The organism is Pseudomonas shahriarae, from assembly GCF_014268455.2.
GTDB lineage: Bacteria > Pseudomonadota > Gammaproteobacteria > Pseudomonadales > Pseudomonadaceae > Aquipseudomonas > Aquipseudomonas shahriarae.
The window spans coordinates 2,974,279-2,987,616 of sequence record NZ_CP077085.1 but is presented as its reverse complement, the minus strand read 5'-3'; the positions used below and the strand labels follow the sequence as shown (position 1 = coordinate 2,987,616).

Genomic DNA, 13,338 nt, shown 5'->3' with positions numbered 1-13,338 from the left:
CTGCTGCTGACTGCTGGCAGCCACTTCATGGCATCCGTTGCTCAGTTGTTGGCTCATGCGCGTAACGCCCTGGGCATTGCTGCGCACCACGTCGATCATGCCGCGCAGGTCATGTTGCATAACGGCAAGGCTGCGAATCAGCATGCTTGCCTCATCGCGGCTGGCGGGTTCGGGAATCGCTTCGCTAAGGTTGCCATGGGCAATGCTCTCGGCAATCTGCCGCGCCAGTTGCAGCGGCCGCATGATGCTGCGGGTGACCCAGTAGCCCTGGGCAACCAGCAACAGCAGGCACAGCACCAGCACCACCGCGAGGGTAAAATTGGCGCTGCGCACGGTTTGACGGGTCTGCTCGCCAGTGGCCTTGGAGTTGTTTTCGATCAGTTCACTGAGGCTGGCCATCCGGCCTTCCAACTGGGTGAAGGCGTCGCTGAAGGTGCCCAGTTCTTGTTGGGCCGCAACCGGATCGTTCATCGCCACGCCGACAATCCGCTCCCCCAGGGCGATGTAATTGTCGAGGCTGGGCTTGATGTCACTCAGCGCGGCTTCGAGGGTCGGGTTGAGCGGCAGCGCAACGTTATTGCCCAGCGCCTCGCGAAAGTGCGCGGTATGGTCGGTGACGGCTTCAAGTACTTCATCCCGACTGCTGACACTTTTGCCCAGCCCCACCAGCATTGCCGACAGCACATCGGCGCGCAGCGCGTCGTGCATCATGTCGGCCTCCAGATGATTGCTCAGGGCGGTCATGCTGACCTCACTGTCAATCATCGCCGCCTCCATCCGCGCATTCCCCAGGTAGTTCACCAGGCTGATGACCAGCACGGTAAGCACACTGGTGCCGATCAGCAAAAACAGACGAAGTTTTATCGACATCCCTAAGCCCTCTGCGGTTATGGCCTAAAACAAGGTATTGATAGCTGTCGTTTAAAACCCATCGACGCGTTCGTTACCACTGATTTAAGCCTACTTGCAGGTTTTCGCCTTGGTGATGGCGGTTAGGTGTCCTTTGTGACGCCTGACGTCGCCGCCGACTCCTGTGCTGAACGGGATTTATCGGTATAGCAACGTCGCCTGAAAGGCGTGCGCAACCATTTGCTCAGCCGTGTGTTCCCCGTCAATGCGCAAGACCGGCACCGTCTGCCTGGAAATCCACGCTTCATGCCGCGCTCGGTTGCGCCCGGAACAGCGCGGATCGTCATACTGGGAGGCCCATTCGCGAAAGGCGACATGTATCTCGTGCATATCGCCCCCAGGGGCAATGCGCTCGCCAAAGAGGCGCTTTTCACGCAGGTCCAACCGCTGAAGGCGCACAGGTGTTGGCGTTATCACGAACACGATCAGGTCCACATGCACCATAAGCGCTTCGCCCCAGCCATCAGAAGAGCCGGTCAGCACCCAGCCTTGGTCACCGAGCGCTTGCTTGATCAAACACACGCGCTCATTGGGTGGCCGCTTGGTGGTGAACGGTGGGTGGGTGGGCAGCCAGTAAAAGTCATCCACATCCACATGGATCAAGCCCAGCGACGCAGCCAGGGCTTGCCCCAACGTCGTGACGCCTGCGCACGAAGCGCCAGTAATGTAGATGCGCACTGTTCTCTCCATGAATATAAGTCGGCGTTGGATTCTACAAGAAATCCAGGGGCGAACCCGTTCACTCGAAATTGCGGTTTTTGCTGACGGCAGCGCTTGACTCTGTCCCTTGGGACAAGCCCTACCCTGCCTTATCTATTTCAGTTTCCGCCGTCAGCGGATAAGGCAACCCATGAGTACGCTATCGTTGGTCACCGGTGCGAATGGGCATCTGGGCAACACCCTGGTGCGGACGCTGCTCGCCCGCGGGCAACAGGTGCGCGCCGGGGTCCGTGACCCGGAGCGAAGCACCGCCCTGGCAGGGCTCGACTGCCAGTTAGTGCGCGCCGAGCTGCAAGATCCGCAATCCTTGCGCCAGGCCCTGCAAGGGGTGGGTGTGCTGTACCACGTGGCGGCGGTGTTCAAGCACTGGGCGAAGGATCCACAGACCGAGATCGTCGAGGTCAATGTGCAAGGCTCACGCAATGTCCTGCGTGCCGCCGCCGAGGCCGGGGTTCGGCGGGTGGTGTATGTCAGTTCCGTGGCAGCCGTCGGGCACAACGGTCAGTTTTTGGATGAAACCAGCTGGAACGCTGATCAGCAAAACCCCTACTACCGCTCAAAAATCCTCTCTGAACGCGCGGCCTGGGAAACCGCCCGGGCCTATGACCTGCCCCTGGTCAGCGTGTTGCCCTCGGCAATCATCGGCCCGCATACCACGCGGCTTACCGACACCATGGGGTTTCTGGCAGCCGTACTGGCGCGCAAGTTGGTACTGGACCCGAATTTTCATTTCAACTTTGTCGATGTGCGCGACGTGGCCGATGGGCTGATCCGCGCGGCGGAAAACGGCAGGCCCGGCCAGCGCTACCTACTGGCCAACCGGCAGGCCTCATCACTGGCGCAGGTGATCGAAGCCCTCAACGCCCTTAGCCCAGGCTACCCATTGCCGCGCCGCGCCCCCAAACCCCTGCTATTGCTGATCGCCTGGCTGAAAGAGCAGCAGGCACGCTACACCGGCCGGCCAGCTGACTTGCTGCTCAGCCAGGTGCAAATGTTCTATGGCGTGCGTCAGGTTTACTGCATCGACAAGGCGGTCAACGAACTGGGCTACCAGCCGCGCTCGCCGCATGACGCCCTCACCCAGGCATTTGCGCATTTGTTGGCACGCTGAGGCTGGGGGCGAATTGCTGGTTGATCTGTTGTTGCAACTGCGTCAGCTGCTGCTGCCGATCCTGCAAGGCCAGGATCTGCGCCTGCAACTCCAAGCGCTTGACCTCGATGCCCTGATTGGCCAGTGCCAGGGGGAACGGTGCCTGGTGTTGCTTGGCAGCCAGCAACTCACTCAATTCAGCCAGTTTGAACCCCACCGCCTGGGCGCGGCGAATCATCTGCACCAACCTCAGGTGATGGGCGGTGTACAACCGATAACTGCCACGGCGCTGCGGCGTCAGCAGGCCCAGTTGTTCATACAAACGGATGGCTTTGGGCGTGCATCCCGTCAGCTTGGCCAGTTCACCAATGTACATATACCGTCTTCTCCCTGATGCGACGTCGGACCGCAGTTTACTGGGTTGGGCTTCCAGTGGGTAATACCGGCTTTGGGGGAAACGGCCGAACATCACCACCCCCCACCAAGATGCGGTGAATGTTCAAATGCACCCAATTATTGCGCGGAGGCTTTTCGTGTCGTCGCCATCCACTCCTTCAGCCCCTCACGCCGAAAGCCTGGCCGGGACGTCAATCAGATGATTTCGTACAGGCTAAGAGTCTGGGGGAAGCCGCCCTTGAGGCCCCCTCCCCGTTAAACACCCCGTATTGCTTGATGACTCTCTGACCGGAACCCAAATGGCTGAATCACTCACTGAGTTGAGCGATCAGGCAACCCCCTGATCCCCTCAACAACACTTAGGAATCCAGCATGATCAACAGCGCTCCATATCAGCCATCAGCGGCCCTCTCAGCCAATGCTCAACCACAGATTGAAGAGCTGCGCATGCCCCCCGAGCCAGGCATGCCGAATCGACAAACTGTGCGCGTCAGCGTAGCCAATGAACACGTATTCCCGACGGCCGAAAGCTTTCATAAACTGGCCGATTCACTGGGTATTGAAAACGTCAGCGTGTCAATCGGCGCACCTCACTTCGCTGACTATGTAACCCCACCGAAAAATGTGTGGCCCGTCAGCATTCATTTCAGGCCAGACCTGCCCGACGAAAAGTTCAGCCCTGTGCAATTGGAGAAAGTGAACCGGTTTGATCAGCAGATTGACGCAGAACTGCAGCGAAACAAAATCGTAGATCTGGGACCGCAGTGATGTCGCGGCGTCGAGAGGGTTGAACCATATTCGTGGCGACTACGCCATGCCCTGAGAAGGCGCTAGTTCCAACAAACCTGTGGCAGCAGGCTTGATCTTGGAGGCCCCGCGGGAGCACGATGGCCTCCCTACCCCCTCGACGAAAGGACTGTCGTTATGTTCCCCCTGGAAATCTGGCTGACCTATACCGCCGCCTGCCTGTTGCTGGTGCTCTCCCCCGGGCCGGACAATCTGCTGGCCATCGCCAGGGGCCTGAGCCAGGGGCGTATGGCAGCCGCCATTTCGGGGATCGCGTCGGGTACCGGGATTCTGTTTCACGTGGCCACCGCATCGCTGGGCTTGACCCTGCTGATGCAGACATCCGCCGTGGCCTTCTGGGTGGTCAAAGTCATCGGCGCCAGCTACCTGTTGTGGCTGGGCATCAAGGTCTTGCGTTCGCGCAGCCTGATCAACTTCAAACCGGCGGCGCGGCAACCGCTCAAAAACATCTTCCTCACCGGCTTCCTGTCGGCGGCGCTGAACCCTAAGCCTGGGCTGTTTGTGCTCGCGTTCATTCCGCAGTTCGTCAACCCGTCATTGGGTTCGGTCACCGTGCAAATGATGGTCTATGGCGCCTGGTTCGCCGCATTGACCGCCCTGGGCTTTGCGCTCATGGGGATCTTTGCGACGCGCCTGTCGACATGGCTGCAGCGCAAGCCAAAAGTGGTCAATGGCCTGAATGTGGGCGCCGGACTGACCTTCGTCGCGTCCGGGCTTTCGGTAGCGGCACTCAGTCAAAAATAGACCGGACCAAAGACTGGATGGCCTGCCTGTGCGCCAGACATTGCAGCGCGCGCTGGGCTTACACGGGGGCGATCCGGCGGGCGGACATGGCGGCCGCGCGCGGGGCTGTGGTTTCGATTACCCTGCACGGCGCAAACAGCCCCCCGTGACAAGGACACCCCGTGACCCGAGAACAACTTGAGCACAACCAGATCCCCGTCTACCTCGTCGCCGTGATCGGCGCGGTGCTCGGCGGTCTGCTCGCCCCACAGGCCGCACCGGCTCTTGGCGCCCTGGTAACCCCGACGATTGCCGTGCTGATGTACGCCATGTTCCTGCAGATCCCGTTTCTGCAGTTGCGCCAGGGGCTCGCCAATAAACGCTTTATGGCGGCACTGCTGATTGCCAACTTTGTCTTGATCCCCCTGCTGGTCTGGGGCCTGACCCGTGGCTTGAGCGAGCGTCCGGCGCTGCTGATCGGCGCGTTGCTGGTGCTGCTCACGCCGTGCATCGACTACGTGGTGGTGTTTACCCATATCGGCAAAGGCGATGCGCGGCTGACACTGGCCGCCACCCCCGTCTTGCTGTTGCTGCAGTTGGCGCTGCTGCCGCTGTACCTGGCGGTGCTGCCGGGCGTAGAGGCGGCGGTGGCAATCCCCATCGGCCCATTTGTCGAGGCTTTTTTGCTGCTGATCGTGGTGCCATTGCTGCTGGCGGTACTGACCAGCGCCGGGGCCCGGCGCTCGCGCCTGGTCGAACGCTGGAACGACGCCTGGGCGTGGATGCCGGTGCCGGCCATGGCGGCGGTGCTGATAGTGGTGATAGGTTCGCAGATCGCGTTTGTCGCGCAGGAGCTCGAACAGTTGCTGCCGGTGGTGCCGGTCTACTTAGGCTTTATGCTACTGGCGCCAATGCTCGGGGCGCTCACGGCCTGGGTCTTTCGTCTGCCGGCAAGCACCGCGCGTTCGGTGACGTTCAGCAGTGCAACCCGCAACTCACTGGTGGTCCTGCCGCTGGCGCTGGCACTGCCGGCAGATATCCGCGCCCTGGCCGCTGCTGCCGTTATCACCCAGACCTTGATCGAACTGGTGTGTGAGCTGATCTATATCCGCGTGATCCCGGCCCTGGTCTGGCGCAGCCGCTAGGATTGCGCGCGTGTCGCGTGCCAGCACACCAGCGAACCGGCGGTCACCAGCACCGCCCCTTGCCAGAACTGCGGGGTAAGGTGGGCGCCCAGCCACAGCGCGGCGAAGGCCGAGGACAGTACCGGCGCGCCATAGGACGCGGTCGCCAGCAACGTCAGGTTGCCGCGTAGGATGCCGATATTCCACAGTGCATAGCCGCCCGCCATGGCCACACCGGTGGCCAGCAACTCCAGGCTGTTGCCCAGGCTGAAGGCCGGCAGCACCTCGGCACTGAAGGCGTATTTCACCCACAGTACGGCGGCGGTGAGGATGAAAAACAGCACCACCAGGTTTTGCCCGCCGGCATAGCGCCGCGTGACGTTGCAATACAAGGCGAAAGTGATCGCGCAGCCCAGGGCCAGGCTGTAACTCAGGGGGTTGGATTGCACATTGGCGACGATGGTTGCGAGCGCCAGGCCATCGCCACTGACCACCCACAGAATGCCAAACAGCGCCAGCGCCGAGCCTGGCACGATGATCCAGCGCGCCCTTTGGCCATTCATGACGATTGCCAGCAGCACTGTCAGGCACGGCCAGAGGTAGTTCACCACCCCCAGCTCAATCGCCTGATTGCGGTTGCTGGCAAACCCCAGAGCCAGGGACAGGCAGACCTCGTAGGCCACGAACAAGCCACTGCCCATGATCAGATAAGGCCAGGACGTGGCACGCAGACGCGGCCGCCCCAACCAGGCCAGCAGCAGGATGGCGCCCAAGGTGTAGATCAACGCCGCACCGCCCAGTGGCCCGAACAGCTCACTGACACTGCGGATCAACCCGGCGGCGGTGCTCCATAAAATGATCGCGACCAAACCACACACCGTCGCGGCCCGTTCAACCCTGATCTGCATGGATGCCTCTCTGTGAATGTCCCCAACCGCAGCGCCTGCGGCACAAAGGCCGCAACGGTACACGCTTGGGCTATTGCTTGTCTCCTTGTGGGAACCACAACAAAGGAATCTCATTGAGGGCAGAAATTCTGGCCACGCCACACCTCAAATGTGGGAGCCGGCTTGCCTGCGATGGCGATGGATCAGTCGACACATCCCTACTTGACCTACCGCCATCGCGGGCAAGCCCGCTCCCACAGGGGGAACTCAGCGAACAGAAGATTGTGGCCACATCACAAGTCAAATGTGGGAGCTGGCTTGCCTGCGATGGCGGTGGGTCAGTCGACACATCCTTACTTGACCTACCGCCATCGCGGGCAAGCCCGCTCCCACAGGGGGAACTCAGCGAACAGAAAATTGTGGCCACACCACAAGTCAAATGTGGGAGCTGGCTTGCCTGCGATGGCGGTGGATCAGTCGACACATCCCTACTTGACCCTCCGCTATCGCGGGCAAGCCCGCCCACAGGGTGATCTCTTTAGGGCAGGATTTCTTGGTTGGTTGCAGTTCGCACAACGGTGTCTTGTCATCAATGGGATTGATAGCCCCCTAACGAAACCCCCATCCTAGAGGGCTTGGCCGGCCCTTATATCATTCCGAATGATAGTTACCTTTGTTTCATTCGATTCGTGAGCGAGCACGCTGCCGAGCATGATCCGCCCATCTCAAATACATTTGGCGGATGCACCTCATGGAACAGTCACTCAAACATTTGCGCTATCCCCTGGCCCTTTTGGCCGTGCTGGTGATGAGCGCATGCGGCAAGGCCCCCGAGCAAGCGGCCGCCATGCCCGCCAGCAAAGTCAGCGTTGCCAAGGTCCTGGAACAACCGGTCAATGAATGGGACGAGTTCACCGGCCGCCTGGAAGCCCCGGAAACCGTACAGATCCGCCCACGCGTGTCGGGTCAGATCGACCAGGTCGCCTTTACTGAAGGCGCACTGGTGAAAAAAGGCGACCTGCTGTTCCAGATCGACCCGCGTCCGTTCCAGGCTGAAGTCCGCCGTCTGGAAGCCCAGCTTCAACAAACCAAAGCCGCCGCATCGCGCAGTGACAACGAGGCCCAGCGTGGCGAGCGCTTGCGCCAGAGCAATGCGATTTCCGCCGAACTGGCCGACTCGCGCACCACCGCCGCCCAGGAAGCCCGCGCAGCGGTGGCGGGGATCCAGGCGCAACTTGACCTGGCCCGCCTGAACCTCAGTTTCACCCGCGTCACCTCGCCCATCAGTGGCCGTGTCAGCCGCGCCGCAATCACCGCCGGCAACCTGGTGACCGCCGATGTCACCGAGCTGACCAGCGTGGTCTCCACCGACAAGGTCTACGCCTACTTCGACGCCGATGAGCGCGTGTACCTCAAGTACACCGAACTGGCGCGCCAGGGCCGTCGCGGCGCCACCACCCCGGTGTACCTGGGCCTGTCCAATGAAGACGGCAACCCGCACCTGGGCCAGATGAACTTTGTCGATAACCAGGTCAACCCGGCCACCGGTACCATCCGCGGCCGCGCGGTGTTCGATAACAGTGACGGGCGTTTCACCCCCGGCCTGTATGCGCGCCTCAAGTTGGTCGGCAGCGGCACCTACTCTGCCGTGCTGATCACCGACGAAGCCGTGGGCACCGACCTGGGCAAGAAGTTTGTGCTAGTGATGGACGCCGACAACAAGTCCGCCTACCGCGCCGTGGAACTGGGGCCGAAGATCGAAGGCTTGCGCATCGTGCGCAGCGGCCTGAGCAAGGACGACACCATTATCGTCAAAGGCCTGCAGCGGGTACGTCCGGGTTCGCCGGTTGCCCCAGAAACCATCCCGATGGCCAGCCAGGCAACCCTCGCCGCCCTGGCCCAACAACGACAAGCGCTTGAAGCCAGCAACCTGGAGCAAGTGGCGCCGGATAAAGCCGCGCCCAAGCTCGCCAGTGTCGCGATTCCACGCGGTTAAGGGACTACACACCAGATGAATTTTTCCAAGTTCTTCATATCGCGGCCGATCTTCGCAGCGGTGCTATCGCTGCTGATTCTGATCGCCGGCGCGATCTCGCTGTTCCAACTGCCGATCAGCGAATACCCGGAAGTGGTACCGCCAACCGTGGTGGTGCGCGCCAACTTCCCCGGCGCCAACCCCAAGGTCATCGGCGAAACCGTGGCCTCGCCGCTGGAACAGGCGATCACCGGCGTCGAGAACATGCTCTACATGTCCTCGCAGTCGACCGCCGACGGCAAGCTCACCCTGACCATCACCTTTGCCCTGGGCACCGACCTGGATAACGCGCAGGTACAGGTGCAAAACCGTGTGACGCGCACTCAGCCCAAACTGCCTGAGGAAGTGACGCGCATCGGGATTACCGTGGACAAGGCCTCCCCCGACCTGACCATGGTCGTGCACTTGACCTCCCCGGACCAGCGCTACGACATGCTCTACCTGTCCAACTACGCGATCCTCAATATCAAGGATGAATTGGCGCGGCTGGGCGGCGTGGGTGATGTGCAGTTGTTCGGCATGGGCGATTACTCCCTGCGGGTGTGGCTGGACCCGAACAAGACCGCCTCGCGCAACCTGACTGCCACCGATGTGGTGACCGCGATCCGCGAACAGAACCGCCAGGTGGCCGCCGGTGCCCTGGGCGCGCAGCCTGCGCCCAACGACACCAGCTTCCAATTGTCGGTCAATACCCAAGGCCGCCTGGTCACCGAGGAAGAGTTCGAAAACATCGTGATTCGCGCCGGCGACAACGGTGAAATCACGCGCCTCAAGGACATCGCTCGTGTTGAGCTGGGCTCCAGCCAATATGCCCTGCGCTCGCTGATCGACAATCAGCCGGCGGTGGCGATTCCGATCTTCCAGCGCCCGGGCTCCAATGCCATCGACATCTCCAATGATGTGCGCAGCAAAATGGCCGAGCTGAAAAAGAGCTTCCCCGAAGGCATGGACTACCGCATCGCCTACGACCCGACCGTGTTTGTGCGCGGCTCGATCGAGGCGGTGGTGCACACCTTGTTCGAGGCGTTGATCCTGGTGGTGCTGGTGGTGATCCTGTTCCTGCAGACCTGGCGTGCGTCGATCATCCCCCTGGTCGCGGTGCCGGTATCGTTGATCGGCACCTTTGCGGTAATGCACCTGTTCGGCTTCTCCCTCAATGCGCTGTCGCTGTTCGGCCTGGTGCTGGCCATCGGCATCGTGGTGGACGACGCCATCGTGGTGGTGGAGAACGTCGAACGTAACATCGAGCTGGGCCTGGAGCCCTTCCCGGCCACCGAAAAAGCCATGAGCGAAGTGACCGGGCCGATCATTGCCACGGCGCTGGTGCTGTGTGCGGTGTTTATTCCGGCCGCCTTTATCAGTGGCTTGACCGGGCAGTTCTACAAGCAGTTTGCCCTGACCATCGCCATCTCCACCGTGATTTCGGCATTCAACTCCCTGACCCTGTCGCCGGCCCTGGCAGCGGTCTTGCTGCGCAGCCATGACGCGCCGAAAGACCGGTTCTCCAGGTTCCTCGACAAGCTCTTCGGTGGTTGGCTGTTCCGCCCGTTCAACCGTTTCTTCGAAAAGGCCAGCCATGGCTATGTAGGCACCGTGCGCCGAGTGATTCGCGGCACCGGTATCGCGCTGTTCGTGTATGGCGGCCTGATGGTGCTGACCTTCTTCGGCTTTGCCCACACACCGACCGGTTTCGTACCGGCCCAGGACAAGCAATACCTGGTGGCCTTCGCCCAGTTGCCGGACGCCGCCAGCCTGGACCGCACCGAAAACGTGATCAAGCGCATGTCCGACATCGCCTTGAAACAGCCCGGCGTGGAAAGCGCCATCGCCTTCCCGGGCCTGTCGATCAATGGGTTCACCAACAGCCCGAACAGCGGCATCGTGTTCGTGACGTTGAAACCGTTCGGCGAGCGTAAAGACCCAAGCATGTCCGCCGGGGCGATTGCCGGGGCGCTGAACGGCAAGTACGCCGATATCCAGGAAGCCTACATGGCGATCTTCCCACCGCCGCCGGTACAGGGCCTGGGCACTATCGGCGGGTTCCGCCTGCAGGTCGAAGACCGTGGCAACCTGGGCTACGAGGAACTGTACAAAGAAGTACAGAACGTCATCGCCAAGAGCCACAACGTGCCGGAACTGTTTGGCCTGTTCACCAGCTACACGGTCAACGTGCCCCAGGTCGATGCTGCTATCGACCGGGAAAAAGCCAAGACCCACGGCGTGGCGATCAGCGACATCTTCGACACCCTGCAGATCTACCTGGGCTCGTTGTATGCCAACGACTTCAACCGCTTTGGCCGGACCTATCAGGTCAACGTGCAGGCTGAACAGCAGTTCCGCCTGGACCAGGATCAGATCGGCCAATTGAAAGTGCGCAACAACAAGGGCGAGATGATCCCCCTGGCGACCTTTATCAAGGTCAGCGACACCTCGGGGCCGGACCGCGTGATGCACTACAACGGCTTTATCACCGCCGAGATCAACGGCAACGCTGCACCCGGCTACAGCTCGGGCCAGGCAGAGGCAGCGATCGAAAAACTGCTCAAAGAGGAACTGCCCAACGGCATGACCTACGAGTGGACCGACCTGACGTACCAGCAAATCCTCTCGGGCAACACCGCGCTGTTCGTGTTCCCGCTCTGCGTACTGCTGGCGTTTCTGGTACTGGCCGCCCAGTACGAAAGCTGGAGCCTGCCACTGGCGGTGATCCTGATCGTACCGATGACCCTGCTGTCGGCTATTACCGGGGTGATTCTGTCCGGTGGCGACAACAACATCTTTACCCAGATCGGCTTGATCGTACTGGTGGGATTGGCCTGTAAGAACGCGATTCTGATCGTCGAGTTCGCCAAGGATAAACAGGAAGAAGGCCTCGACCCGCTGGCTGCGGTGCTGGAAGCCTGCCGCCTGCGTCTGCGGCCGATCCTGATGACCTCGTTCGCCTTCATCATGGGCGTGGTGCCCCTGGTGTTCTCCAGCGGTGCCGGTGCCGAGATGCGTCATGCCATGGGCGTGGCGGTGTTCTCCGGGATGATCGGGGTGACCTTCTTCGGCCTGTTGCTGACGCCGGTGTTCTACGTGTTGATCCGCCGTTATGTGGAGCGCAGCGAAGCACGCAAAGCGGCCAAGGCCTTGCAGCTGGAGACACAGCAATGAGTGTGAAAGTGTTCCTGCCGAGCCTGCTGGTACTGGCGCTCGCCGCCTGTGCCGTCGGCCCGGACTATAAAGCCCAGCAGCTGGAGGCGGCCAATATCACGGCCGCCACCGATGCCAAGCAGTACGACCACGCCAAGTTCGAAGGCATCTGGTGGCAGCAGTTCGAGGACCCGATCCTCAACCAGTTGGTGACCCAATCGTTGAGCGGCAACCGAGACCTGCGGGTAGCGTTTGCCCGCCTGCGAGCTGCCCGGGCGATTCGCGATGACGCCAGCAATGACGCGATGCCGACCATCACCAGCCGTGCCAGCAGCGATTTGGCCAAGGGCCAGATCCCAGGCCAGACCACCCGCCGGGTCAATAGCGAACGCTATGACCTGGGCCTGGACATGGCTTGGGAACTGGACCTGTTTGGCCGCATCCAGCGCAACCTGGAAGCCAGTGACGCTGACCAGCAGGCCGCCGAAGCCGACCTCTATCAACTGCAGGTCAGCATGATTGCCGAACTGGTGGACGCCTACGGCCAACTGCGCGGGGCGCAACTGCGGGAAAAAATCGCCCTCGCCAACCTGAAGAACCAGCAGGATTCGCGCACCATCACCGAAAGCCTGCGTGACGCCGGCGTCGGCGACCAACTGGACGTGGTGCGTGCCGATGCGCGCCTGGCAGCAGTCGAAGCCAGCGTGCCGCAATTGCAGGCCGAGCAGGTGCGCGAGCGCAATCGCATCGCCACCCTCCTCGGCCAGCGCCCGGACAAACTCAGCGTGGACCTGAGCCCGGCCAACCTGCCGGCGATTGCCAAGGCCTTGCCGATTGGTGACCCGGGGCAGTTGCTGCAACGGCGCCCGGACATTCTCAGTGCCGAACGCAAACTGGCGGCCGCCACCGCGCGAATCGGCGTGGCCAAGGCCGACCTGTTTCCACGGGTCAGCCTCAGTGGTTTCCTCGGGTTTACCGCTGGCCGTGGCTCGCAGATCGGCTCATCCGCCGCCAATGCCTGGGCCCTGGGCCCGAGCATCACCTGGGCCGCCTTTGACCTGGGCAGCGTACGCGCCCGCTTGCGCGGTGCGGATGCCGAAGCCGATGGCGCCCTGGCCACCTACGAGCAGCAAGTGTTGCTGGCGCTGGAAGAGTCAGAAAACGCCTTCAGCGACTACGGCAAGCGCCAGCAGCGCCTGGTGTCGCTGATCCGCCAGAGCGAATCGAGCCGTGCCGCGGCCGACCTGGCGCAGATTCGCTACCGCGAAGGCACCGCCGACTTCCTCGTGCTGCTCGACGCCCAGCGTGAACGCCTGGCGGCCGAAGACGCCCAGGCCCTGGCCGAAGTGGACCTGTATCGCGGCATCGTGGCGATCTACAAGGCATTGGGTGGCGGCTGGCAGCCGGAGACGGTGGTCGCCAGCGCAAAATGATGTAAAGAGCTCCTTTGGTTGGTCGCATCCAACCAATTTTTGCCCCGTGGTCCATTCGGTCACGGGGCTTTTTTTGCCT

At 61.7% G+C, this 13,338-nt stretch carries 10 protein-coding genes and 1 pseudogene; 7 read left to right on the top strand and 4 right to left on the bottom strand.

Features of this window, described 5'->3' with window-relative positions:
• Positions 1 to 114: 114 nt before the first annotated feature.
• A pseudogene (locus tag HU773_RS27795) lies at positions 115 to 399 on the bottom strand (HAMP domain-containing protein); the annotation flags it as partial.
• Positions 400 to 1,047: 648 nt separating this feature from the next.
• A complete protein-coding gene (locus HU773_RS13340; protein ID WP_057959730.1) occupies positions 1,048 to 1,587 on the bottom strand; it encodes an ATP-binding protein in 540 nt (179 codons plus the stop codon).
• A 172-nt stretch (positions 1,588 to 1,759) separates the two neighbouring features.
• Here HU773_RS13340 and HU773_RS13335 point away from each other — a divergent pair, with 172 nt between their 5' ends.
• Entirely contained in the window at positions 1,760 to 2,740 is a 981-nt protein-coding gene (locus HU773_RS13335; RefSeq protein ID WP_169990097.1) for an NAD-dependent epimerase/dehydratase family protein, read from the top strand.
• Here the strand turns inward: HU773_RS13335 and HU773_RS13330 are convergent.
• Positions 2,706 to 3,095 (bottom strand): MerR family transcriptional regulator, encoded by a 390-nt coding sequence (locus HU773_RS13330; protein WP_120732971.1) that lies wholly within the window; start codon positions 3,093 to 3,095, stop codon positions 2,706 to 2,708. The two genes, HU773_RS13335 and HU773_RS13330, sit on opposite strands and share 35 nt — an antisense overlap.
• Positions 3,096 to 3,487: 392 nt before the next feature.
• On the opposite strand from HU773_RS13330, the gene HU773_RS13325 reads away from it, so the two are divergent.
• The 3 genes from HU773_RS13325 (at position 3,488) to HU773_RS13315 (ending at position 5,790) form a co-directional block, all read left to right on the top strand.
• A complete protein-coding gene (locus tag HU773_RS13325) occupies positions 3,488 to 3,883 on the top strand; it encodes a hypothetical protein (RefSeq protein ID WP_057959733.1) in 396 nt (131 codons plus the stop codon).
• A gap of 156 nt (positions 3,884 to 4,039) precedes the next feature.
• The gene (locus HU773_RS13320) at positions 4,040 to 4,666 is read left to right on the top strand and encodes a LysE family translocator (protein ID WP_057438400.1); all 627 of its coding nucleotides are present in this window, start codon (positions 4,040 to 4,042) and stop codon (positions 4,664 to 4,666) included.
• 161 nt (positions 4,667 to 4,827) lie between these two features.
• Positions 4,828 to 5,790 carry an arsenic resistance protein gene (locus HU773_RS13315; protein WP_186625931.1) on the top strand — a complete coding sequence of 321 codons (963 nt, stop codon included), beginning with the start codon at positions 4,828 to 4,830 and terminating at the stop codon, positions 5,788 to 5,790.
• Here the strand turns inward: HU773_RS13315 and yddG are convergent.
• Entirely contained in the window at positions 5,787 to 6,677 is an 891-nt protein-coding gene (gene yddG, locus HU773_RS13310) for an aromatic amino acid DMT transporter YddG (protein WP_057438397.1), read from the bottom strand. The genes HU773_RS13315 and yddG overlap by 4 nt on opposite strands.
• A gap of 730 nt (positions 6,678 to 7,407) precedes the next feature.
• On the opposite strand from yddG, the gene mexE reads away from it, so the two are divergent.
• Genes mexE through HU773_RS13295 form a run of 3 tightly spaced genes read left to right on the top strand, consistent with a single transcriptional unit; the run spans position 7,408 to position 13,259 of the window.
• A complete protein-coding gene (mexE, locus tag HU773_RS13305; protein ID WP_057959775.1) occupies positions 7,408 to 8,652 on the top strand; it encodes a multidrug efflux RND transporter periplasmic adaptor subunit MexE in 1,245 nt (414 codons plus the stop codon).
• A gap of 15 nt (positions 8,653 to 8,667) precedes the next feature.
• Positions 8,668 to 11,847, top strand: coding sequence for an efflux RND transporter permease subunit (locus HU773_RS13300; protein ID WP_120732962.1), 3,180 nt, complete (start codon positions 8,668 to 8,670; stop codon positions 11,845 to 11,847).
• The gene (locus HU773_RS13295; RefSeq protein ID WP_057959735.1) at positions 11,844 to 13,259 is read left to right on the top strand and encodes an efflux transporter outer membrane subunit; all 1,416 of its coding nucleotides are present in this window, start codon (positions 11,844 to 11,846) and stop codon (positions 13,257 to 13,259) included. The genes HU773_RS13300 and HU773_RS13295 overlap by 4 nt, the downstream gene beginning before the upstream one ends.
• Positions 13,260 to 13,338 lie beyond the last annotated feature (79 nt).

Excerpts from the sequence above, each read along its gene's own strand:
- HU773_RS13335 (WP_169990097.1), top strand. The coding sequence starts at position 1,760 with ATGAGTACGCTATCGTTGGTCACCGGTGCGAATGGGCATCTGGGCAAC.
- HU773_RS13330 (WP_120732971.1), bottom strand. The coding sequence starts at position 3,095 with ATGTACATTGGTGAACTGGCCAAGCTGACGGGATGCACGCCCAAAGCC.
- HU773_RS13325 (WP_057959733.1), top strand. The coding sequence starts at position 3,488 with ATGATCAACAGCGCTCCATATCAGCCATCAGCGGCCCTCTCAGCCAAT.
- HU773_RS13320 (WP_057438400.1), top strand. The coding sequence starts at position 4,040 with ATGTTCCCCCTGGAAATCTGGCTGACCTATACCGCCGCCTGCCTGTTG.
- yddG (WP_057438397.1), bottom strand. The coding sequence starts at position 6,677 with ATGCAGATCAGGGTTGAACGGGCCGCGACGGTGTGTGGTTTGGTCGCG.
- mexE (WP_057959775.1), top strand. The coding sequence starts at position 7,408 with ATGGAACAGTCACTCAAACATTTGCGCTATCCCCTGGCCCTTTTGGCC.
- HU773_RS13300 (WP_120732962.1), top strand. The coding sequence starts at position 8,668 with ATGAATTTTTCCAAGTTCTTCATATCGCGGCCGATCTTCGCAGCGGTG.
- HU773_RS13295 (WP_057959735.1), top strand. The coding sequence starts at position 11,844 with ATGAGTGTGAAAGTGTTCCTGCCGAGCCTGCTGGTACTGGCGCTCGCC.